Raw genomic sequence first — 23,101 nt, forward strand, 5'->3', positions numbered from 1 at the left:
GTAGCGGTCGGGGGTGGGGTGGTGGCGCTGTCAGACACGGGAACCACCGGCGGTGGGAGCGGCCTGGTCCAGGACGCGCTGCACCAGGGTGACGGCGAGGTCGCCCCAACTCATCTGCCAGATGGTCGGGTTGAGGTCATCGAGCACGGATCCCGGCTCGCCCAGTAGACGCGCTGCTGCCTCGTGCAGCGCTTGCCGCTCCGCGGCGTCCGCCGATTCCTGTGGCCTGATGTCGAGTTCGGCGGCGCGGCGGCCGCGCAGCGCTCCGGCGGCGGCGAGTAGCTGGACAGCGACGAAGCGCGGGTCGCCGGGCGGGACGTCGAGGGCCCAGGCGATAGGCACCCCGTCGCCCACCAACCTCACCTGAAGGAGCGTCAGTTCGCGGCGTTCGCTGACGATCTCGGTTGGTGCGAGCGAGCGGGCGCAGGACTGTGCGGCCAGCGCGCCGGCCGCCTCGCCGACGGCCCACTCGCCCTGGTGCACCCGGTAGGCGGACGCGGCGACCTGGGTGGCGGCGAGGTTCTTCGCCGCGGCGAGCAGGTTGCCGGGCTCGGCGGCGACCAGTGACGAGAGCGGCACCTGGAACGGGGCGGTGGGCGCGTAGGCGCTCGCTGGGTGGCCGATCCGGCTGTGCAGGTCCATGTGGTACATCGCGAGCCCGCCGGTGTCCGGGCGGTTCGCAGCCCGGGCGAGGCCCGGCACCGGTTCCAGGTCCTGCTGGCGGACGGGGTCGGCGGTCTTCAGCCTGCGGGACTCCCGCAGGTAAGGCTCCTCGGCGTAGCCGTCGGCTGTGCCCGCGACTTCCGGGGCGAGCCGCAGCCCGGGGTAGCCCAGGCCGTTGCCGTCGTCGCGTGGACACTCGGTGCGCAGCCAGTGCAGGAACGCCGCGGACAGCCGCTTGGCCTGCGCGTACGCCTCTTCCGGGTGGTCGATCGACGAGCGGTCGGCGTAGTCGTTGCCCGCCCAGTTGATCAGCGCGGCGTCCTGGCCACCGAGGACCGCGCCCTCGCGCAGTCGGCGGTAGGTCCAGAACGGCAGGTGACCGTCGGGGCCGTGCTCGAACATCCGGTAGCGGTGCTCGCGGTCGTCCCAGCCGGCGATCTCCAGTGTGAACGGCTGGGCGTCGCGCCAGCGTTCGTAGCCTTCGGGGGCGGGGTCCGTCACCGGGTGGGCGTCCGCGGCCGGATGGTGCTCCACGACGAAACCGACCGTGCAGGACTGCACGGCGCCCGGCTGCGGCCCGCCGGCCAGGGCCAGCGGCTCCCCGTACGCGTCGCGGCCCTCGGAGCCGACGACCCAGGGCGCGCCGGCGAGGGGCAGCAGGTCGCCGGCCTCGGTTGCGTCGCAGAAGACCTCGGCGAAGAGGTCGGTGTCCGGGACGCCCCGCCCGCGCAGCCGCACGGACGCCAGCCGCCCGCCCTCCCGTCGCGCCTCGGCAGGCACCCGGCCCCGGAGCACCGTGAGCCGCCCCTCGGCAACGTGCGGGGCGAGCAGTTCCCCGATCGCCTCCTCGGCGGCGGACGGTTCGAAGCAGAGCCGGCTCACCCAGCCGCCACCGGGGTTGGCGATCCCGTCGTACCGCGCGCGGACCAGGTCGCGGAACGCCTGGTATGACGCGGACACCCCGCCGGTCTCGACGTGCGGGTGCTCGTCGAGCGCCGGAACCAGCTGCGTCGTCGCCTGGCCGCCGAGGCGGTCGAACCGGGCGGCGAGCACCACCCGGCGGCCGGCCCGCGCGGCCGCGAGGGCTGCGGCGACGGCCCCGAGGCCGGATCCGACGACGGCGACGTCGGCGTGGAGGGCGGGGACGGTGCTCATGCGGTGGGCTCCTCAATGGGCCGGTGGACGGGGGCGGCGGTGCGGACGTCGAAGTCGGTCTCGAACGTGCGGTGCCAGGGGAGGTGGACGGAGCCGGGCTCGACACTGGCCTGGAAACCGGGGAGTCGCCGGGCGTACGCGTCCAGCGAGGTGGCCAGCCGGGCGCGGACCGGGTGGTCTTCGGGGACGTGGTCGTGTCGTCCGGGAACACTGCCGAGCTCGGCGCGGATCTCGGCGCGCACCCGCGTCATGTAGCCGTGGTCCTCGACGAAACGGTGCGCGAGCAGGTCCAGATGGGCGCGCTCGTCGAACCGCCCGGCGCGCCGCGCGGCCACGGCGGTCACCGCGTGGGCGACGACCGTACCGAGCGTGTTCCCGGCCGTGTTCCAGCCCGCGTACGCGGTGAGCCGGTGGGCCGCCCCCGTCCGGATCAGGGCGTCGGCCAGGAGTGGGTCTGCCCCATTGGGCTGGGCGCAGTCCGCCACGGCGACCGCGCGCCCCGCCCGGAGGTGCCCGGCTGCCAGGTCCGCCAGCGCCCGCGCGCCGCGCGCCGCCGTCGCCGAGCGCCGGGCCGGCGGGCCGGCCGCCCAGTCGCCGTCGCCGTCCGGGGTGTGCACGAGGAGGACCAGGTCCGCGTCGGGCCCCTCGTGGACCGTCGCACCGCACGCCTCCACCTGCCCCGCCGCCGTCCGGCCCACGGGGATGTTCTCGTACGGCGCCACTCGGTCGAGGCCGCTCGGGTCCACCGCCTCGATCCGTATGCTCACGGGTCCGCCGCCGAGCAGGCCGAGGAGAGTGCGGGCCACCAGCGTCGACGTCGCCTCGTCCGCGCCCGGCCGCACGGCGACCCGCGCGTCGGCCTCCAACCGAGTTCGCCAGAAGTCGAGTTGCCGCAGCTCTGCCGTAGCGACGGCCCACGGGGCAGTGTCGTCCGCCCCGACCACGAGGCTCTCCAGGACCCCCTCCGCGGCGAGTTCCAGCGCGGTCAGGTTCAGCGCGTGGTTCCGCAGCCGCCGGCGCGCGAAGTCCGCCCGGATCTCCGCGGGCACGGCCTCCCTGGCCACCCGCAGGCCGTCCGGCTCGGCCCCCTCCTCCGAACGGTGCAGGGCCGCCGACAGCCGGTGCAGCGCGGGGCCGTGCGGGTCCCAGTACGCCGGCTCCTCCATCGCGTCCGGCGAGTCCGGCGTCCGCGTGATCAGCGTGACCGCGTGCACGGGCGTCGCGATCTCCCGCAGCACCTCCCAGCGGGCCGCCACCTCGGCCACCGTCGTGGCCCGCGTCCGCGACGCGATCAGGCCGCCGTGACCCAGCGTCTCCAGACTCACCACGGCAGCGTCCGCGCTCTTCGCCGCCGTCCGCAGCCATTCCCCGAGCGCTCCTGCGTCCCCCGGCTCCCGCAGCCGCGGCATCAGTGCGGTCGGTGGCACGAGGGTTGTCGCGCCGGCGACGGCGGCGATCTGGGTGGGGAGCCGGGAGCAGGCGGGGCGGTCATCGAGGGGGAGGAGGGCGATGGTGTGCACGATGGGAGGCCTCGGCTTTCGGATGGGGCGGGGTGTTCGGGCCAACTGCTCTGCGCGCGGGGCCATTCAGCCAGGCCGGCGGGAGGAGGCGTTCATCTCGGCCAAGGCCCCCGCGGAGCGAGCGATACCGCGCCCAGGAGCACCGCGTCGGAGCCGAGTGCCGAGCGCACGACGGGGACGGACCGCAGCAACGGGAGCACACGCGCGCCGAGGGACGCCCGAAGCGCCTCCTCGTACCAGGGGCCCGCGTGGAGGACGCCGCCGGCGAGGACGACGACGTCGGGATCGAGCGTGCCGACGACACCGGCGAGCGCGTCGCCGAGCGCGGCACCACCACGCCGCAGGACGTCACGCGCCTCGACGGACCCATCAGCCGCCGCCGCGGCGACCACCCGCAGATCGGCCGCTCCGGCGTGGGACGCCATCGCCGGCCCGGAGGCGACCGCCTCCACGTGCCCCAGCGCCCCGCACGGACACCGGAGCCCCTCCGCTGCGGCGACCGGCACGTGGCCGAGGTGCCCCGCCGCCCCGTTTCCGCCCCGTACGACCACCCCGTCGACGGCGACCGCGCCACCGATCCCCGTACCGGCCATGACGGCGACCGCACCGCGCGCACCACGGGCGGCCCCCACGGCCAACTCGCCTGCTAGGAAGGCCTGGACGTCACCGAGCAGCACCGCCGGCGCCGCGAGCGCCTCCTCCAGAAGCGCGGCGAGCGGCGTCCCCGCCCACCCTGGCAGCGCGTCCGTCGCGGAGGCGATGGTCCGCCCGTCCGGCGCGACGACCCCCGCCGTGCCGACGCCGATCCCGGTCAGCCGCCCCGTGCCCGCGGTCGGCTCGGCGAGGACCCGCCCGGCGAGTTCGAGGACGCCGGCGACGACGGCTGCCGCGCCCTCGGCCGCCGGGGTGGGGGCCGTCGCGCGGGCGAGCACCACGTCGCCCTCGCCGATTACGGCGACGGCCGTCTTCGTCCCCCCGATGTCGACCCCCAGCCGCAGCCCGGGGCCGCCGGCCGGGCGCGCCCCTGAGGCTGACAGGGTGGGCGCGGTCGCCGCGTCGGAAGACATCGTACGGCCGGTCATCCGCGGCGCTCCCGGCTGATCGTGAGGCGGTAGTCGTAGCGGTCCGCCCGGTAGATGCTGACCGCTCGCTCGACGGCCCGCCCGCGGATGTCCCGGGTGACACGCTCGACGAGCAGCGCGGGGAACTGCGGCGGCACGCCGAGCAGCGCGGCCTCGCGCGGGGCGACGACCGTGGCGCGGATGGTCTGGTCCGCGGTCTCGGGCGCGGCACCGGCCCGCTCCAGCCAGCCGTACAGGCTTTCCGGTTCGCCGTGCTCGACGAGTCCGGGTACGAGCGCCTCCGGCAGCCAGACGTTCTCCAGGCACATCGGCTCGTCGTCCGCCGTGCGCAGCCGCTCCAGGTGGACGATGGGGGTGCCTGGGGCGAGGAACAGGTCGCGGGCGCAGTCGAGGTCGGCCTCGGTGCGCTCCAGGACGAGGAGCCGGCTGTCGGGGACCATGCGCCGGCTGCGGATGTCCTCGGAGAACGAAGTCAGGTGCAGCGACTTGCTGATGGTGGCCGGGTCGGCGACGAACGTGCCCGCGCCCTGCACCCGGTAGACGCGCCCCTCCTGGGTGAGCCGCTCGACGGCGCGCCGCACCGTCATGCGGCTCACCGAGTAGCGCTGCATCAGGTCGCGTTCGCTCGGCAGCGCCTCGTGCGGGGCGAGCCCGCCGTCGATCAGTGCGGTGAGCGCGGTGCGCAGCGCCTCGTGCTTGGGCTCGCGCTCAGCGGGCGCGCCCACTCCCGAACCGCCTGTCGGGGCGACCCCACTGCTGGTTTCTGTGTCGCTGTTCATCCCTTGACCGCCCCTTCGCCAACGCCTCGGAAGAAGTACCGCTGCAGCGTGAAGAAGAGAACCAGCAGCGGAACCACCGCAATCATGGTCCCCGCCGCCACGACCCGCTGGTCATTGGTGAACGTGCCGGACAGGTACTGAATGCCCACGGTCAGCGTGTAGTTGGCCGGGTCGTTGAGCACGATCAGCGGCCAGAGGAAGTCGTCCCACGCGAAGACGAAGCTGAAGATCGCGACGACCGCGGTCGTCCCCTTCACCGAAGGCAGCGCGATCCGCCAGTACCGCTGCCACTCCCCCGCGCCGTCCAGGGTCGCCGCCTCCTCGAGCTCCTTCGGCAGCCCGAGGAACGCGTTGCGGAACAGCAGGATCGAAAGCCCGGTCGCGGCCATCGGCAACATCACCCCGACGAGGGTGTCGTTGAGCCGCAGCGACCGCATCATCAGGAACTCCGAGACCATGATGGACTCGAAGGGGATGATCATCGTCGCCAGGAAGACCCCGAACGCGATCTTCCGCCCCCGGAACTCCATCCGGGCCAGCGCGTACCCGGCCAGCGACCCGAACAGGCAGTTGGTCGTCGCGCAACCGATGGCCACGAGAAGTGAGTTGAACGCGTAGGAGAATACCGGGACGGTGTCTGCGGCCTTCGCGTAGTGGTCGAGCGTCGGATTGGCCGGCAGCAGTTGCGGCGGGTATCCGAAGACGCTCTCCCCGGCCCCCTTCAGCGACGTCGACAGCTGCCAGAGGAACGGGCCGACGGTGACGACGAGTACGAGGAGCAGCAGGACGTACCGGACGCCCTTGCCGCCCGCGGCGCGCAGCCTGAGCGAGCGGGGCCTGGGCGCGACCGGGGCAGGCGGCCGGTTCGCGGCCTTCACCGCGGGACGGGCTTCGGTGGCCGGCGGGTTGGTGGTGGGCGCGCTCATGCCTGCTGCTCCCGGGAGTTGAGACGGGTGACGAAGACGGACAGACCCAGCGTGCCGAGGAAGAGCGCCAGGCTCATCGCGGAGGCGTACCCCGCCTCCCCGCTCAGCCCGAGGCCGGCCTCGCGGATCGTGTAGACGATCGTGCGGGCCTCCCCACCCGGGCCCGCGCTGCCGTCACTGAGGGTGTAGACCTCCGCGAACACCTTCGCCGACGCGATCGCCGACAGCGTTGCCACCAGCACCATCGTCGGACGCAGCAGCGGCACGGTCACACTCATGAACCGGCGCACCGCACCCGCCCCGTCGACCTCCGCGGCCTCCAGGAGAGACCTGGGCACGTTCGCCAGCGCGGCCAGGTACACCACCATGTAGTACCCGAGCCCCTTCCACACCGTCATCGCCATCGCGCTGAACAGCAGCAGCGTCGAGTCCGTCAGGAACGGAACCGGCTCGGCCACCACGTGCAGCCCCCGCAGCAGCGAGTTCACCAGACCGTCGCTCGACAGCAGCCACGACCAGATCAGCCCCGCCACCACCATCGACGCCACGACCGGCGAGTAGAACACCGCCCGGAAGAACCCGACCCCCGCGATCCGCTTCTGCACCAGCACGGCGACCAGCAGCGGCAGCACCACCATCAGCGGCACCACGACCACGACGTACAGCGCGGTGTTGCGTACCGAGAGCCAGAAGTCAGCGTCCCCGAGCAGTCGTTCGTAGTTCGCGAGGCCGGTGAACTGCCCTCCGCCGAGCGTGCTGGCGTCCGTGAACGACAGCACGACCGTGTTGCTGAACGGGACGATGAAGAACGTCACCGCGATGGTGAGCGCGGGGGCGAGGAACAGCCAGGGGGCGTACCAGCGACGGCCGGTCACGGGTCCTCCAGGGGGTAGGGGTGGAACGTCGTCGCGGCCGAGGACTTCGGTTCGGCCGGCGTCTGATGCCGCCGGCCGGAGGCCGGTACCCGCGGCGGAGCCGCGAATCTCACGTCGTCGGCCGCTCAAGGCCTGCGCGGAGCCCCCACCCCTTTGCGGGGGCGAGGGCTCCTCACCGCGTCAGCCGGTGATCTGGTTGGCCGCCTCGACGGCCTGGTCGAGCGCCTTCTGCGGGGCAAGCTTCCCCTGCAGGGCCAGCTGTACTTTGGCGACGACCGCCTTGGTGACGCGCTCGTCGTACTGCACCGGAACCAGGTTCTTCCCGTTCGCGATCTGCTCCGCCGAGATCTTCCGCGCCTGCGCTTCCGCGGACCCGTCACCCGCCTCGGTGAAGTACGGGTCCTTCAGAGCGTCGGAGACCGACGGCAGCACCGTCACGATCTTCGAGAACGCCAGCTGGTTCTCCGCGTTCGCCATGTACGACGCGAACGACACCGCCGCCGCCTGGTTCTTGCTCGACTTCGGCACGAGCAGCCCCATGACGGACATGTTCGTTGCCCCCGTCGACCCAGTGATCTGCGGGCCGACCGCCGTCGCCTCGGCGATCTTCGGCGCGTTCTCCTTGATGATCGTCAGGAAGTTCGGCCCCGACGGCAGGACGCCGATCTGACCGGCCTGGTACGCCTCGGTCGCCTTGCTGTGATTCTGCGTGAGCGAGTCCTTGGAGAACACGCCCTTCTTGTACGCGTCGGCGAGCTTGCCGAGGTAGGCCGCCGCCTCGGGCGTGTTGAAGGTCCACTTCTTGCCGGACTCGTCGAGCAGCGGCACACCCTGCTTGGCGAGGTCGGCGATGAAGCGGTTCTCCAGCGCCGGGTGGAGACCGTAGGCCTTGCCCTTGCCCGTCTCGGACAGCTTCTCGCCGGCGGCGAGCAGCTCGTCGAAGGTAGCCGGCGGCTTCTCCGCGTCGAGGCCTGCCTTCTTGAACTGTTCCTTGTTGTACATGGTGACCTCGGAGGTGAGGTACCAGGGGATGCCGAAGGACCCCTCCTTGCCGGGCACGGTGAACGCGTCCCAGGCGCCCGGGATGTAGTCGGCCTTGACGTCCTTCGCCGTCTTGTCCATGTCGACGAACAGGCCCTTGGCCTCGAGCGCCTGGGCGAACTGCGGGTTGAGGTTGACGACATCGGCCATGGAGCCGGCGACCGCGTTGGCCGTCATCTTCTCCTGGGCGCCCTCGAAGGGCACGTCGACCCACTCGACGTCGACGTCCGGGTGCTTCTTCTCGTAGGACGCGATGACGCCCTCGATGTACTTCGTGAAGGTCGGCTTCAGCTGGAGCGTCTCGAAGCGGACGGTGCCCTTGAGGGCGGCGCCGGGCTTGTTCGCGGCCTGCGTGTCGGAGCCGCTGTCCGTGGCACCGCCCAGGCCGCAGGCGGTGGTGAGGACGCCGAGGGCGACGGCGACGGACGCGAGACGGGTGCCTCTGCTGGAGGGCATGACGCTCCTAGGGGAGTTCCGGACACCGGCCGGAGAACGGAGAGGCCTGCGACGGCATGCCGTGCAGCCGAAGTAAGTGGTCCGTACCACTTGACGAGCATGAGTTTGCTGAGGGTTCGGTTCCCCGTCAAGAGGTTCACCGGATCTTTCTCCCGGATCCCTTGCTCCACGGCCCGGGCAGCTCGCCGGGAAGCAGTGGAACCGACTCCGCAGGCCTTGCCAACACCCGCTCTCACATGGCTTGATGTGCGCCGTCACTCCGCTGTACCCAACGAAGGGAACACCGCGCGATGTCTCATCTCCCCAGTCGGCGCCGTCTGCTGCTCACCGCTCCCGCCGCGCTCGCCGCCGTGGTCACGGCCCGTACCACCGCAGAAGCCCTGGCCGTATCAGGTACGAACCAATCGGCGCGGCTCGCCGCGGCAGCGACCACCATCGGTGAGAGCCAGTGGACCGCGGGCACCCCGACGGCCCCCGGCCCCACCGTCGCGCGGGAGCTGCTGCGGCAGCTGCCCGGCTCGATGGCCGGCCCCGAACTCGTGGTCTCCAACAACCCGGAGACCGTCACCGGCCCCGGCTGGCTGATGCAGCACGCCCGCACGACCTCGAACCGGGGTGGCACAGCCCGCGCCCTCTCGGGCACGTTCCCGCTGTACCTGTACCACCAGAACAGCACCGGCGGCACGGCCTACCTGCACGTCCTGGTCTCCAACCCGGGCAGCTCCGCGGTGACGGTGAGCGCCAAGGGCTCAGCCTGGACGAACGCTGACAAACCACTCGTCCAGGACCCGGGGGCGCGCGCCGGTACCGGCCCCTGCCACGCCGTCTCCGCCGACTGGGCCTCGGGCAACCTGCGCGCGTACCTCTCCCCCACCTCCGTCGGCGCGACGAAGGTGGTACAGGCAGCGCGGATCCAGATGACCGGCTCCATCCTGGACGGGCTCCTGGAGATCACCGCGAGCGGCGGCGTGTACACCTACACCGTGGTCACCCGGGACGGGAACCTGAACACGGCGATCAACTACACGCAGAACGACGGCAACGCCGCCCCGGGCAACATCATCGGCCAGACGGACACGACGTACGGCCGCGAGGCCGGCGTCTACGGCGGCTCGCGCTGGACCACCGGGGTCACCACCATCGACGTCCCCACCGCCGGAAAACACCTCGGGCTCGCGCTCAACACCACCGTCCGCCAGGTCGCCGCGCTCGACCAGACCGTCCCGGCCACCGCCGCGCTCCGCGACTCCTCCCAGCGCAGCTGGGGCAACTACGGCGCGCGCTACGCGATCGAACTCGCCCTGCACAACCCGTCCTCGGCATCGCGCACCGCCCGCCTGGCCTTCGGCTCCAACGTCACCGGCTCCACCGACGTCCCCGGCAACACCTGGAACGGCGCGATGGCCGTCTCGGTCGACGACGCGGCCCCTCAGCTCCAGACCGTCTATGTCCGCCCCACCGTCCCCCGCGACACCATCGGCACCTACACCCTCGCGGCCGGCGCCACCCGCGCCTTGAAACTCGACTTCACGGTCCCGGGCCTCATCACGGCCGGCTCCCAGCTCCTCCTGGAGAGCATTTAGCCCTGCCCCTCTCCCGCCCCGTGCGGGGGAGGGCCGGACCCCCTCCCCCGCCGATACCCCGCACAGAACTCCGACCGCCGTGCCGCAGGTGCGGTACGGTGGTCGTATGTCCAAGAACATCAGCCTGCGCATCCCGGACGAGGACTACGAGGCGCTGAAACGCCGCGCCGAGGCCGAGCACACGACCGTCTCCGCGGTCATCACCTCGCTGATCCGCCGCGACCCCCGGCTCTACGGGACTGGCGCACGCGTCCGCGCGGACATCGACCGGTACGGCGCGGAGTTCGCAACAGCCTTCCCCGACGAGGAACCCGACGGGCCAGGCGCAGAGGGCCCCCGGACCGAGGCCGCCTGACGTGGAGCTGTACGTCGACACGCCCTGGCTCCTGGAGATCCAGGCCGAGGTGCTCCCCAAGGAACTGGCCGTGGACGACTACTCCGCCCTCCGCGCGGCGATCTCCCGGCACCAGGAGTCCCAGCCCCGGCTCGGCTACGTCCCCGACGCCGCCTGGCGGGCCGCCGCGCTCCTCGAAACGCTCGCCCTGCTGCACCCCCTTCCCGTGCGCAGCGCGTTCTTCGCCGCGATGGTCGTCGTGCGGTACATGGGCGACAGCGGCGAGGGCATCGACGCCCCCTACGGGGCCCTCTCCGACCTCGTCACCGACGTCCGCGCCCGCCGCACCGATGTCTACGACACCGCGGACCGCATCCGCTCCTGGCGCATCTGACTCCGCTGCATCGCGCGGTTCTCCGGCACGGAAGGCGCTCTTGCGCACCGTGCCAGGTGCCGGGGGGCGAGAGCGGAGCGTCAGGGGGCGCGCGTGGACAGCAAGTCGGGGTCGCCGAGTACGTTCGAGAACTTGTACAGGAGCAGCCGCTGGGCGCACGCTGCAGCAGGAACAGCGCCACCGGTTCGAGAAGGACGTGAGCGACCGGCTCGGCGCGCTCGGTTCCAGGGTCAACGGCGTCAAGGACGAAACCACCGCACCGAAAGAAGCCTTGGAAAGCAAGGAAGAAGGCAAGAGCCTGCGCACGGACTGAAGGGGCTGATCGAGGAGTTCACAGGATTCCGCACCGAGGCGGAGGCGGCTCAAGACGCATTGCCAGCTCCACCAACTGCAGCGCAGCCAGGACGAGCGGCAGACGGAAGTAGGCCCGTGACCTGGCGCATGACCTCGTCCGTGAACTGGACCCCGCGCGCTGCCCGAGCGCAGGGGGCCCAGGACGCTCTACCTGGGCCAGGCCGCCGGGAAGCGAGCCGGGATCGATCCGGACTTCACTTCTAGCTTCACAGCCCTCGGATTCACGAACCATGACAGACGCGCCGGGTGGGGGCATAGCGTGACGGAAAGTCACACACCGCCATCCGCAGCCAGGGGTGGTGCGGGATGGAGCGGTCCGAGCAGGACGACGACGGCACGGGCGGGCAGATGGCAGCCCAGCGACCGGAGGACGAACCGGGGACGGGGATCGTTGCGGCGTTCGGAAGTCAGCTGAAGTGTTCCGCGTGTAAGAGCGTCCGGCCAGTAGGTCATCGGATGCGCGCTGAGCGAGGTCGAGTGTCCCAACGGTAGTGGGTCCAGGCGCGGCTGATCAGGGCTCCGACGGTAATGACGGTGGCGGCAGGCCGCGAATCGAGTCGAGAATGCATGATGGGACGGCAGGCGAATCTCCTGATGATCATGAAGCGTGAAGAACTCCATGATCGGTGAACCGTGCCAGTCCGGCTACGGCAGCTGCGGAGAGGCGAGCCCGCCGTTCTCGGTGGGTTGCTGATCGGGCAGGACGCGCCAGGACGCTTCGAGGGGCAGCACATGGCCGGTCATCGACTGGATGTCGCTCTCGGGTGTGGCGCGAGAGCGCAGGGCCGGCAGATGCTGGGTGGTGTAGCTCTGGTGGACGGCGGAGCCGGACCACAGGGTCGTGACCAGGTAGCGGTTCGCCCCGAGTCGGGTGACGACCCCGGCGAGCATGCCACCGGCCGCTGCCATACCGGGCGCCCACACGCTGCGCTGGGCTTCGAGGAAGTGCTCCTTGCGGCCTGGCAGCAGACGGCAGTCGGCGACTCGTAGGAGAGCAGCGCGTTCGAGAGCGTGGGGCAGGTCGGCTGTGTCTCCCACCATCTCGAAAATGATCTCGCCGGTGGCGATGTCCATCTCGGTGTAGCTGGCGCTATGCCGATTGTCGGCTGCCACAGCGTCGTGTCGCCCGCTCATGAAGCACCGGTAGGCCTCCGCATCGGTCCACAGCCCCAGCAGATGAGCGCGGCCGGTGTCCGAATCCCAGCCGCCCACCTGTCCGACCAGGCCCGGCTGGTCGCTGATCGTCGACCAGCCGCTCTGGGCCGCGGAGAACTGCCCCCGCGCGGCCACCGGCACCCAGCAGCCAATCCACTTGCCCCACATGTACAGCCTGCTTCCCAGCCGCCCGACGAACCGACGGGACACATGATCAACCACAGACCCCTCCCGGCGACAATAGGCCCACGGACGGAACCAACTGGGACCAGCGAAGTACGGCGTAGCCGGGCGGATACACACACTGAAGCCGAGCTAGCGGTTCCACACACCTGGGGACACCCCTGACATTTACTGGCGGACGCTCTAAGTGGGCTCGGAACAGGCGGAGCTGGGCGCACGAACCGGCTACTCGGCGACGACGATCGCCTCCTTCGTACAGGGGCGACGGATCCCACCCCCGAAGTTCATCGACCGCGCGGACGAGGACCTGGACGTGAGTGGGTCTCGCGCGCGCACCGGTGCAGGAGGGTTCCGGCCGACGTGCGAGGGAGGCGCGCGACTACGGACGCTCCGCCGACTCGATGGCCGCGAGACGGTTCACGGCTCTCCGCCCTGCGGGCGTGACCTGCGGTGTCGCGCCGTGAAGTAGGGTGACGCTCCGATCAAGAGGGAGTGGGTGCGTTGGCGCGGGTGACCATGGCGGACGTGGCCCGGGCGGCGGGGGTGTCGTCGGCGACGGTGAGTTACGTGCTGTCGGGGAAGCGTCCGGTCGCGGAGGAGACGCGACAGGTCGTGGAGGCCGCGATCGCCGAGCTGGGATTCAGCGTCAACACGATGGCTCGGAGTCTGCGGACCGGACGGTCGAGCATCGTCGCGCTCGTCGTGCCGGACCTGGCCAACCCGTTCTACGCGCAACTCGCCGCGTCGATACAGGTGGAGCTGCGGCCGCTCGGCCTGCACGTCATGGTGTGCGATACACGCGCCGACCGCGACGAGGAGCGCGCGTTCCTGCGGGAGGCGGTGCAGCAGCGGTTCGCGGGGGTGGTGATCACCCCGTTCCGGCTGGCGGCGAAGGACTTCCTGCCGCTGTCGGAGGTGGGCATTCCGGTCGTGGTCAGCGCAGACGTGCCGTTCGGCGACGCCGACCTGGTGACGCCGGACGCGCGCGCAGCGATGCGGGCGGCGATGACGGAGGTCACGAGGGCGGGGCGGCGGCGCATAGCGATGATCGCCGGGCCGCGGGACGCGACCGGGGGCGATCCGCGGCTGGAGCTGCTGCGGGCGCTCGCCGTGCAGTTCGGGGTGTCCCTGCCGGGGCGGCTCGTCGTGCGGGGTGAGCACACGCGGGAGGCAGGGGCGGTGGGCTTCGGGGAGTTGATGGGGATGAAACACCGACCGGACGCGGTGTTCTGTGCGAATGACGTGGTCGCAGTGGGGGCAATGGGGCGGGCGGAGGCCCTGGGGATCGACGTCCCGGGTGACGTCGCGCTCGTCGGGCACGATGACGCGTCGTTCGCGTCGCTGGTGCGGCCGCGGTTGACCACGGTCAGGTATCCGGCCGCGGATGTCGGGCGGGCGGCGGCGCGGTTGCTGATCGAGCGGTTGGACGGGCGGGTCGCGCGGCGCACGGTGCACGTCCGCGCGGAGTTCGTCCCGCGCGGCACCGTCTGAGCGGGCGCTCTGCCCCCAACCCCGTTCACGGCTCGGCCGCGGATACCCAGTTGCGCCGGGCGGCCTCGAGCGCCGACCGGGCAGCCGCCGCTCATCGACCCGGCTGATTTTTCTTCCGCTTCTCGCCGGCCCGGCGGGGAGGGGTGTCAGCGCCGGGCAGAGTGAAATCGCCACCTCGCACGTAATCGATTACGCGATCTTCTTGTCATCACCGACTCCGCACCCGCTACCCTAAGTTCTCGCAGTTCAAGCCCCATTTTCCCGCCCGTCGTCGCCGCATCCCCGCATCACGAAACGGTCGCGTTACCTACCAAAATTCGCTAGAACTGTTGACTTCTGTTGATCTCTGTTGTGAGGGTAGCCGCCGTCGCCCCAACGAAGGTGCGACGCCCCTCGGCTCCAGGAGCACCCTCGTGGCACTTCGCAAGCGCGGCACTGTCATCCCTCGCACGTCGTTCGCACGCCGCGGCCTGGTCGGAGGGGTTGTGCTCTCACTGACCGTGCTGACTGCGTGCGGTGGGGGCGGCTCGGACGACAGCAGGGACGCGGCAGGCGAGGCGGCGGCGTGCAAGCCCGCGTCGGGCAAGGTGACGCTGGACTACTGGTCGTGGGTGCCCGGCATGCAGAAGGCCGTGGACGTGTGGAACGCGGAGAACCCGAAGATCCAGGTCAAGGTGAAGACGACCCCGGCCGGCAACGCGGGCACGTACCAGAACATGTCGAACGCACTGAAGGCGAACAAGGCCCCCGACCTCGGCCAGATCGAGTACGACTCGCTGGCGAGCTTCCGCCTCAAAAACGGCCTGACCGACATATCGAAGTGCGCCGGCGTCACCGACGCCAAGGGCGACTTCGTCGACTGGACCTGGTCTCAGGTCGACTTCGGGGCGGACGGCAAGGACGGCGTGTGGGCGGTGCCGCAGGACACCGGGCCGATGGCGCTGTTCTACCGCAAGGACGTCTTCGACAAGCTGGGCCTCGCCGCGCCGACGACGTGGGCGGAGTACGAGGCCGCCGCCAAGAAGATCAAGGCGGCGAAGAAGGGCCAGTACATCACCCACTTCTCGCAGACGGACCCAAACTGGTTCACCGGTCTGCTGTGGCAGAACAAGGGCTCCATGTTCGAGCGGGACGGCGACACCTGGAAGGTCAGCGTGGACCGGCCCGAGAACCGGCAGGTGGCCGACTACTGGCAGAAGTTGATCGACGAGAAGCTGGTCGCGACCGACCTGCAGGGCTTCTCGCCCGCGCTGTACAAGGCGTGGAACGACGGCGAGGTCGTCACCTGGATCAGCGCGGCCTGGGGTTACAGCACGATCCGCGACAACGCGAAGTCGACCGCAGGCAAGTGGGCCGTGGCGCCCATGCCGCAGTGGGAGAAGGGCCGGAACCAGGCCGGCAACTGGGGCGGTTCGACCACGGCCGTCCTCAAGGGCAGCAAACACCCGGCCGAGGCGACGAAGTTCGCACTGTGGCTGAACTCGGACGCGAAGGCGCTGGAGATCCTGAACAAGGAGGGCGGCCTGTACCCGGCGGCCAAGTCCGGCCTGGAGCTGCCCGCGCTGAAGCAGCCGGTCGACTTCTACGGCAAGCAGCCGATCTTCGACGTGTTCGCCCAGGCGTCGGTGAACGTGGACACAGATTTCACCTGGGGTCCGACGATGACGGACACCTACCGCTTCATCAGCGACGGCACCGCGAAGGCCACCGGCGGCGGCTCGACACTCGGTGACGTGCTGAAGGATGCCGACTCCCAGAGCGCGGACTCGCTGCGCAAGCAGTCGCTGGACGTACAGGAGTAGCCCACGGACGGCCGCCCCTCTGCCCCGCTCCCCCGGCGGCGGTGGGGCGGCCCGTACGCCTCTCGCCCCGATAGTCCACCGACCGGAAAGTCACCGGTGATGACCACCCCCACCACCACAGCCGTGCCGGAAGCGCCCGGCCCGCTGACGCGGACGGCGGCGAAGGCGAAAGCCCCGCGCCGCACTCTCGCCCCGCTCGCGTTCCTCGCCCCTTTCCTGATCCCGTTCGTCCTGTTCACGATCGTCCCGGTGGGCTACGCGTTCTGGCAGAGCCTGCACGCCACCGAGCGCGTCGGCGGCACCTTCGGCCGCACCGAGACGGTGTTCGCGGGCTTCCGCCAGTACGGCGATGTTATGTCCGAGCCGTTCTTCACCGACAGCCTGCTGCGGGTGCTGCTCTTCGCCTTCGTGCAGATCCCGGTGATGCTGGCGCTCGCCCTGGCCCTGGCCCTGCTGCTCGACTCCGCGGTCGGCCGCCTCAAGCGGTTCTTCCGCCTGGTCTACTTCGTGCCGTACGGCATCCCCGGCGTCGTCGCCGCCCTGATGTGGGCGTTCCTGTACGACCCGCGGCTCTCGCCGATCGTCGACCTGCTCCGCTCGGTGAGCGTGGACGTCGACCTGCTCGGGCCCGGCGCGATCCTGTTCTCCATCGGCAATGTCGTGACCTGGACGTACACCGGCTACAACATGCTGATCATGTACGCGGCGCTCCAGGCCGTGCCCGCCGACCTCTCCGAGGCGGCGCGGGTGGACGGGGCCGGCGCGTGGACGATCGCGCTGCGGATCAAGGTGCCGATCATCCGGCCCGCAATGGTGCTCACAGGGGTGTTCTCGCTCATCGGGACCTTCCAGCTGTTCACCGAGCCGCAGGTGTTCCGCGCCATCTCCACCGGCGTGACCAGCACGTACACGCCGAACCTGGCCGCGTACTCGCTGGCCGCGGCCGACCGCTACGGCGAGTCGGCGGCCCTGTCGGTGCTGCTCGCGGTGGCGACGTTCGTGCTGTCCTTCCTGTTCCTCCGCCTCACTGCCAGGGGGCAGAAATGACTCTCCTGACCCGTACCGAGGGGGCGCACGCTCCCGCGCCGAACGGCCCCAAGCGCGGCCGGAATCTGGCGGCCGTGCCGGCGTTCGTGTTCATGGTGCTGGTCGCCGGATACATGCTGCTGCCGGTGTACTGGCTGATCGTGTCGTCGACGAAGAGCCAGAGCGACCTGGTCACGACGCCGGGACTGCTGCCGGCCGACTGGCACCTGGGCGAGAACCTGAGCGCGCTGTTCAGCCAGCAGGACGGTATCTACCTGCGCTGGCTCGGCAACAGCCTGCTGTACGCCGGGCTCGGCGCGGCCGTGGGCACCCTGCTCGCCGCGATGGCCGGATACGCTCTCGCCGTCTATGCGTTCAAGGGCCGCGAGGCGGTCTTCTCCGTCGTCCTGGGCGGTGTCCTGGTGCCCGCGACGGCGCTCGCGCTGCCGCTGTTCCTGCTGTTCGCCGAGGTGGACGCGACCAATTCGTTCTGGTCGGTGTTCCTGCCCAGCATCGTCAGTCCGTTCGGGGTGTACCTGTCGCGGATCTTCGCCGTCGCGTCCATCCCCGAGGAGGTCATCGAGGCCGCCCGGATCGACGGGGCCGGCGAGTGGACGATCTTCCGGTCGATCGCGCTGCGGATGATGTCCCCGGCCCTGGTGACCGTCTTCCTGTTCCAGTTCGTCGTCATCTGGAACAACTTCCTGCTGCCGCTGATCATGCTCCAGGACGAGCGTCTCTACCCGGTCACCCTCGGCCTGTTCACCTGGCAGTCGCAGACCAGCCGGGCGCCCGGTCTGCAGACGCTGACCCTGGTCGGCGCGCTGGTGTCGGTGGTGCCGATCGTGATCACGTTCCTGCTGCTCCAACGCTATTGGCGCGCGGGTCTTGCCGCGGGGGCAGTGAAGTCATGACGGGCGCGACACGCACCGCGGACGGCACAGACCCGCTGGGCGCTCTCACCGACCGGCTCGGCGGGATCGCCTACGGCGGCGACTACAACCCCGAGCAGTGGCCGGCCGACATCTGGCCCGAGGACGTGCGGCTCATGCGGGAGGCGGGGGTCAACCTCGTCACCGTCGGAGTGTTCTCCTGGTCCCGCCTGGAGCCCCGCCCCGGGGGGTACGACTGGACGCTGCTCGACACCGTCCTCGACCTGCTGCACGCGGGCGGCATCGCCGTCGACCTCGCGACGCCGACCGCCGCTCCCCCGCCGTGGTTCAGCAAAGCTCACCCCGATGCGCGCCCGCAGACCGCGGCCGGCACCCGGCTCACTCACGGCAGCCGGCAGGCGTTCTGCCCGAGCAGCCCGGCGTACGCGCGGGCGTCCGACGCGATGGTGACCGCGCTGGCGAGCCGGTACGCCGACCACCCGGCCGTGGTCATGTGGCACGTCCACAACGAGTGGGGCAACCACAACGCGCTCTGCTACTGCGAGGCCAGCGGGGCGGCGTTTCGAAAGTGGCTGCGCGAGCGGTACACCTCCCTGGACCGGGTCAACGAAATGTGGGGCACGGACTTCTGGGGGCAGCGCTACGGCGAATGGTCGGAGATCGACCCGCCGAGCGAGACCACCGCGTTCCGCAACCCAGGCCAGGAACTGGACTACCGGCGCTTCTCCTCCGACGCGCTGCTCGCCCGGCACCGGGCCGAGAGCGCGCTTCTGCGCGAGCTGGGCCCCGGCATCCCGCTGACGACCAACCTGCTCGGCACCCTGGAGAAGAAGGTCGACGGGCACGCCTTCGCCCGCGAGTCCGACATCGTCTCCGTCGACCACTACCTGGTCGCGGCCGATCCGGGCAACCACGTCGACCTGGCGCTCAACGCCGACCTGGCGCGGGGCATGGCCGGCGGGCGGCCTTGGGTGCTCATGGAGCACTCGACGTCGGCGGTCAACTGGCAGCCGGTCAACGTGCCGAAGGCGCCCGGCGAGATGCGCCGCAACAGCCTCACCCACCTGGCGCGCGGCGCCGACGGCATCATGTTCTTCCAATGGCGGCAGTCCCGAGCGGGCGCCGAGAAGTGGCACTCCGCGATGCTGCCGCACGGAGGTACCGAGACCCGCACCTGGGGCGAGGTTGCCGCGCTCGGCGCCGAGCTCGCGGAGCTGTCGGAGGTGCGCGGCACCCGGGTGGCCGCGCGGGTCGCGCTGCTCTTCGACTGGCACGCCTGGTGGGCGCTCGAGCTCGAGGCGCGCCCCTCGGAGCGGCTGCGGTACCTGGACGCGGTCCGCGACTGGTACAGGGCCCTGTGGGACCTCGGCATCACCTGCGACCTCATCGCGCCGGACGCGGACCTCACCCCGTACAAGGTCGTCCTCGCGCCCTCGCAGTACCTGGTGACGGACGCCGACGCGGAGTCCCTGCACGCGTTCGTGCGCGGCGGCGGGCACGCGGTGATCGGCCCGTTCAGCGGGGCGGTCGACGTCAACGACCGGATTCGTGGCGGGGGTCACCCCGGCGCGTTCCGCGAGCTGCTCGGGCTCGTCGTCGACGAGTACCTGCCGCTGCGGGTGGGCGAGTCAGCGCTCCTCTCCGACGGTTCGCGCGCGGCGGTGTGGACCGAGCGCGTCGAGTCGCGCGGCTGCACCGCCCGGCTGCGGTTCGCCGAGGGGCCCGAGGGCGGTCCGGCGCGCGGCGATCCGGCGGTCACCCGGCACGCCTACGGCGGCGGGGCCGGCTGGTACGCGGCGGCGGCGCTCCCCGCGCCGGCGTTGCGGGCGCTTCTCGGCGAGGCGTGCGGGGAGGCCGGGGTGGCGGCGGTGGCAGAGGTTCCGCCGGGCGTCGAGGCCGTTCGGCGTGCCGCGGGGGACCGCGGGTACCTCTTCCTCGTCAACCACACCGACGCCGATGCGGTCGTTCCTGTCGGGGACGGGTGCACCCGGATCGACGGTTCGGCGCTCACGGGTTCGGTGACCGTCCCGGCCGGTGACGTCGTCGTCGTACGGGAGTCCCCGGTGGCTCCCGGCGAGCGCGCCGTGAATTACGGGGAGGGCGCCTGATGCCGCTGATCGAGACCGACCGCCCCTCGGGGACCGTCCTCCTGCACGCGGGCCCCACCGCCTACGCGCTGCGCGTCGACACCGGGGCCGGCACCGTCCGCACCCTGCACTGGGGCGGGCCGCTCACCCTCGCCGACGCGGTGGCCGCGTTCGAGCCGGACGCCGAAGGGAACAGCTTCCACTCGCCGCTCGACGGGACGGAGGAGCTGGCCGTCGACGGCCAGGTGCGGTTCGCGCCGCCCGCCCTCGACGTGCGGTACGCGGACGGCACGGGCTCGGTCGAGCCGGTCGTGGATGGCTACGCCGTCCAGGAGGACGCCGAGGGCGCGGAATTGACCGTCAGCCTGCGTGACACCGGGCGGCCGCTGGGGTGGCGGCTGCACTACCGGGTGCACCGGGACCGCGCGGTCATCGAGCGCTGGACGGAGCTGCGGCACACCGGGGGGCACGGCGAGCAGCCGCTGACGCTGGTGCGGCACGCGGCAGCCCAGTGGAACCTGCCGGTGCTCCCGGAGTACCGGGCCGGCTCCGTGCACGGCCGCTGGATTAGTGAGTTCCAGCTGCGGCGGACGCCGCTCTCCGTGGGCGAGACGACGTGGAGCAGCCGGCGCGGGCACACCGGCCACCAGGGCAACCCCTGGGTGACCCTCGACGGCGGGGGCGCCACCGAGGAGAGCGGCGAGGTGTGGACCGTCGCGCTCGCCACGTCCGGGAGTTGGCGGACGACGGTGGTGCGGTCGGCGGAGGGCCGGTGCAGTGTGCTCACCGGCAGCGGGCACGAGGGCGTCGAACTCGCCCTCGCCCCGGGCGAGACGTGGACGACGCCGGTCAGCGCCGGGCAGTACGGGGCGGGTGGCTTCGGCGGGGCGTCGCGGGGGTGGCACGCGTACACGCGTGCCACTGTCCTGCCTGCGGCCGACGAGTTGCGGCCGGTCCTCTACAACTCCTGGGAGGCGACGGCGTTCGGCGTCACTTTCGACAACCAGCGGGACTTGGCCGATCTGGCCGCCGGGATCGGTGCGGAGCTGTTCGTCGTGGACGACGGGTGGTTCGGGGCGCGCGACAGCGACCGGGCGGGGCTCGGCGACTGGACGGCGAGGCCCGGTGTGTTCCCCGACGGGCTGCGGCCGCTGGCCGACCACGTGCACGGCTTGGGGATGCGGTTCGGGCTGTGGGTGGAGCCCGAGATGGTCAACCCCGACAGCGAGTTGTTCCGCGCCCGGCCGGAGTGGGTACTGCACCTGCCCGACCGGACTGCGCACACCCTGCGCAACCAGCTGGTCCTCGACTTTTCGCGGCCCGAGGTCGCCGAGTGGGCGTTGGAGTGGCTGGTGCGGACGGTCGACGCGTTCGACGTCGACTTCCTGAAGTGGGACTTCAATCGGTCTTTCACGGAGGCGGGTTCGACCGGCGGCCTGACGGACGCCCGGCGGGTCTTCGTGGAGCACGCGCTCGGCACCCAGCGGGTCCTCGACCGGCTGCGGGCCGCGCGTCCCGCACTGCGGATCGAGGCGTGCTCGGGCGGCGGCGGGCGGGTCGACCTGGCGAGCCTGGCCCGGACGGACCAGGCGTGGGTGTCGGACAACACCGACGCGGTGGACCGGCTTGCCATTCAGCATGGTTTTTCGCAGGTGTATCCCGCGCAGGTGATGGGGGCGTGGGTCACGGACAGCCCGAACCCGTTCACCCGGCGGTCCGTGCCGCTCGGTTTCCGCTTCCACAGCGCGATGGCCGGGGTCCTCGGCGTGGGTGGCGACCTCACCCGCTGGTCGGCGGACGAGCTCGACGAGGCGGCGGCGTTCGTCGCGCGGTACAAGGCAGTGCGGGAGACGGTCCAGCATGGTGACCAGTACCGGCTCGGCTCGCCGGGAGACGTGTCGCACGCCGTTCAGTACGTGGCGCGGGACGGTGCGGAGTCGGTCGTCCTGCAGTGGCGGGTGGGGCCGACGGGCGGGGTGCCCGTTCCCCGGCTGCGGCTGCGCGGGCTCGACCCTGGGGCCGTCTACCACGTCGACGACGACAGCGGGACGCTTCCGGCTGGCGTCGTCCGCACCGGGGCAGCGCTCGCCGCGCACGGTCTCGCGGCGGAGCTGCCGGCCGGGGAGTACGCGAGCCGGATGCTCACGGTGCGCCGGGAGGTGTGACCTCGGAGATTGTGCGTGCCGGCTGCGGCGGGAGGAAGGGGCCTCCCGCCGCGCTCTTTCGTGTGAGCCGCCTCAGCAGGAGGTGACGGGGGTGCCGCTGTAGAGGTTGCCGTCCGGCACGCCGGTGTCGATGCTGCGGAGATAGTACCCGCAGGTGGGGCGGTTCCTGAAGTCGTAGGTGGCGCCGGGGCGCAGGCGCCAGATCTTGTAGTCGTAGTAGGTCAGGTAGCGGTCGGGGTCGGCCCGCTCGGGTCGGTGGTCGCCGAGGACGACGAAGGTGTCGGCGCCGGCGGCGGTCGCCTGGCCGTTCTTGTCGATGAAGAGGGAGCCGCCCTCGTTGACGCCGACGCCCCAGGCGGCGCCGCCGGTGGTGAGGCCGTCCTCGATCGCGCGGGCGACGAAGGCCATGGTGCGGCCCATGCGGTCGCGTTCCTGGAAGTGTGAGTCGTTGATGGTGTTGGCGTAGTTCGCCCAGTTGAACATGCCGGTGGTGAAGGTGATGTACGGGTCGTAGGGGTCGTAGAGCGCCTCGTCCGATGTGACGCTCCCCTCACAGGCGTCATACACGACGGCGCTGTTGATGTGGTGGCCGGCGCTGCCGCCACCGGAACCGCCGCCCTTGGCGACGACGGACTTCACCGAGTTCTGGAGTGCAGTGCCTTTCCAGTCCGCGTACTTGCACTGGTCGCCGCCCGCGAAGTAAACGAACTCGGCGTTGCGGATGTCGGTGTTGGCCTGGCTGTTGTTGCCGTCGTTGCGGGTGCCCAGGGTCCAGGTGGTGCAGGAGTTGACCCCGGCCAGGCGCATGGTGGCGTCGCACTCGGGGGTCTGGCTGCCGGAGGTTGGGGCGGAAGCGGCGAGGACGACGACGTCGAGGCTGCCGGTGCCGCCGCGGATCGCGTCGATGGCCTTGGTCATGGTGGCGGGGATGACCGCGCCGGAGCCGTTCATGGTGTAGGCGGGGCCGGACCAGGTGGTGCGCGAGACGTCGGACGCGCTGCCGAGTCTCACTCTCTTCGCGGCAGCCTCGGCCGGCTGCGCGGAGACGACAGCGGTGGAGAGCAGGACAGCCAGCGAGGTGGCCAGACAGGTCAGAGGGGCGGCCAGGCGGCCGGTGGGACGTAGGGACACGGAGTT

18 protein-coding genes and 1 pseudogene are annotated in these 23,101 nt (G+C 71.3%); 10 read left to right on the plus strand and 9 right to left on the minus strand.

Annotation, left to right across the window (positions count from 1 at the left end):
* Positions 1-30: 30 nt before the first annotated feature.
* The 7 genes from ACIRJR_RS30415 to ACIRJR_RS30445 form a co-directional block, all read right to left on the minus strand.
* Positions 31-1,818 (minus strand): FAD-dependent oxidoreductase, encoded by a 1,788-nt coding sequence (locus ACIRJR_RS30415; RefSeq protein WP_403786530.1) that lies wholly within the window; start codon positions 1,816-1,818, stop codon positions 31-33.
* Positions 1,815-3,338, minus strand: a complete 1,524-nt coding sequence (locus ACIRJR_RS30420; RefSeq protein WP_403786532.1) for a DUF4127 family protein — start codon at positions 3,336-3,338, stop codon at positions 1,815-1,817. Before ACIRJR_RS30420 ends, ACIRJR_RS30415 begins: the two co-directional genes overlap by 4 nt.
* Before the next feature lie 92 nt (positions 3,339-3,430).
* Positions 3,431-4,420, minus strand: a complete 990-nt coding sequence (locus ACIRJR_RS30425; RefSeq protein WP_403786534.1) for an ROK family protein — start codon at positions 4,418-4,420, stop codon at positions 3,431-3,433.
* A complete protein-coding gene (locus tag ACIRJR_RS30430; RefSeq protein WP_403786536.1) occupies positions 4,417-5,199 on the minus strand; it encodes a GntR family transcriptional regulator in 783 nt (260 codons plus the stop codon). Before ACIRJR_RS30430 ends, ACIRJR_RS30425 begins: the two co-directional genes overlap by 4 nt.
* Positions 5,196-6,125: a carbohydrate ABC transporter permease gene (locus tag ACIRJR_RS30435; RefSeq protein ID WP_403786538.1), complete on the minus strand. Its 930-nt coding sequence runs from the start codon at positions 6,123-6,125 to the stop codon at positions 5,196-5,198. Before ACIRJR_RS30435 ends, ACIRJR_RS30430 begins: the two co-directional genes overlap by 4 nt.
* On the minus strand, positions 6,122-7,000 hold the full coding sequence (locus ACIRJR_RS30440; RefSeq protein ID WP_403786540.1) for a carbohydrate ABC transporter permease: 879 nt from the start codon (positions 6,998-7,000) through the stop codon (positions 6,122-6,124). Before ACIRJR_RS30440 ends, ACIRJR_RS30435 begins: the two co-directional genes overlap by 4 nt.
* 180 nt (positions 7,001-7,180) lie before the next feature.
* A complete protein-coding gene (locus ACIRJR_RS30445; RefSeq protein WP_403786542.1) occupies positions 7,181-8,497 on the minus strand; it encodes an ABC transporter substrate-binding protein in 1,317 nt (438 codons plus the stop codon).
* Positions 8,498-8,787: 290 nt separating this feature from the next.
* Here ACIRJR_RS30445 and ACIRJR_RS30450 point away from each other — a divergent pair, with 290 nt between their 5' ends.
* The 3 genes from ACIRJR_RS30450 (at position 8,788) to ACIRJR_RS30460 (ending at position 10,808) form a co-directional block, all read left to right on the plus strand.
* On the plus strand, positions 8,788-10,080 hold the full coding sequence (locus ACIRJR_RS30450) for a DUF3370 family protein (protein ID WP_403786544.1): 1,293 nt from the start codon (positions 8,788-8,790) through the stop codon (positions 10,078-10,080).
* A 106-nt stretch (positions 10,081-10,186) separates the two neighbouring features.
* Positions 10,187-10,435, plus strand: coding sequence for a ribbon-helix-helix protein, CopG family (locus ACIRJR_RS30455; RefSeq protein ID WP_403786546.1), 249 nt, complete (start codon positions 10,187-10,189; stop codon positions 10,433-10,435).
* 1 nt (position 10,436) lies between these two features.
* Complete coding sequence (locus tag ACIRJR_RS30460; protein WP_403786548.1) at positions 10,437-10,808, plus strand: toxin Doc; 372 nt, start codon at positions 10,437-10,439, stop codon at positions 10,806-10,808.
* A 999-nt stretch (positions 10,809-11,807) separates the two neighbouring features.
* Here ACIRJR_RS30460 and ACIRJR_RS30465 read toward each other — a convergent pair.
* Complete coding sequence (locus tag ACIRJR_RS30465) at positions 11,808-12,539, minus strand: DUF4937 domain-containing protein (RefSeq protein ID WP_403786550.1); 732 nt, start codon at positions 12,537-12,539, stop codon at positions 11,808-11,810.
* Positions 12,540-12,690: 151 nt separating this feature from the next.
* On the opposite strand from ACIRJR_RS30465, the pseudogene ACIRJR_RS30470 reads away from it, so the two are divergent.
* From ACIRJR_RS30470 to ACIRJR_RS30500, 7 genes and pseudogenes are all read left to right on the plus strand, one after another.
* Positions 12,691-12,822, plus strand: a pseudogene (locus ACIRJR_RS30470) (helix-turn-helix domain-containing protein); the annotation flags it as partial.
* Between the two features lie 194 nt (positions 12,823-13,016).
* Positions 13,017-13,991, plus strand: a complete 975-nt coding sequence (locus ACIRJR_RS30475) for a LacI family DNA-binding transcriptional regulator (RefSeq protein ID WP_403786745.1) — start codon at positions 13,017-13,019, stop codon at positions 13,989-13,991.
* A gap of 413 nt (positions 13,992-14,404) precedes the next feature.
* A complete protein-coding gene (locus tag ACIRJR_RS30480; protein ID WP_403786552.1) occupies positions 14,405-15,793 on the plus strand; it encodes an ABC transporter substrate-binding protein in 1,389 nt (462 codons plus the stop codon).
* A 99-nt stretch (positions 15,794-15,892) separates the two neighbouring features.
* Positions 15,893-16,840 (plus strand): carbohydrate ABC transporter permease, encoded by a 948-nt coding sequence (locus ACIRJR_RS30485; RefSeq protein WP_403786554.1) that lies wholly within the window; start codon positions 15,893-15,895, stop codon positions 16,838-16,840.
* Positions 16,837-17,733, plus strand: a complete 897-nt coding sequence (locus tag ACIRJR_RS30490; protein WP_403786556.1) for a carbohydrate ABC transporter permease — start codon at positions 16,837-16,839, stop codon at positions 17,731-17,733. Before ACIRJR_RS30485 ends, ACIRJR_RS30490 begins: the two co-directional genes overlap by 4 nt.
* Positions 17,730-19,820: a beta-galactosidase gene (locus tag ACIRJR_RS30495; protein ID WP_403786558.1), complete on the plus strand. Its 2,091-nt coding sequence runs from the start codon at positions 17,730-17,732 to the stop codon at positions 19,818-19,820. The genes ACIRJR_RS30490 and ACIRJR_RS30495 overlap by 4 nt, the downstream gene beginning before the upstream one ends.
* On the plus strand, positions 19,820-21,964 hold the full coding sequence (locus ACIRJR_RS30500) for an alpha-galactosidase (protein WP_403786560.1): 2,145 nt from the start codon (positions 19,820-19,822) through the stop codon (positions 21,962-21,964). Before ACIRJR_RS30495 ends, ACIRJR_RS30500 begins: the two co-directional genes overlap by 1 nt.
* 72 nt (positions 21,965-22,036) lie before the next feature.
* Here ACIRJR_RS30500 and ACIRJR_RS30505 read toward each other — a convergent pair whose 3' ends face one another.
* Entirely contained in the window at positions 22,037-23,095 is a 1,059-nt protein-coding gene (locus tag ACIRJR_RS30505) for a hypothetical protein (protein ID WP_403786562.1), read from the minus strand.
* Positions 23,096-23,101 lie beyond the last annotated feature (6 nt).

It is taken from the genome of Streptomyces sp. NPDC102402 (assembly GCF_044765765.1).
GTDB lineage: Bacteria > Actinomycetota > Actinomycetes > Streptomycetales > Streptomycetaceae > Streptomyces.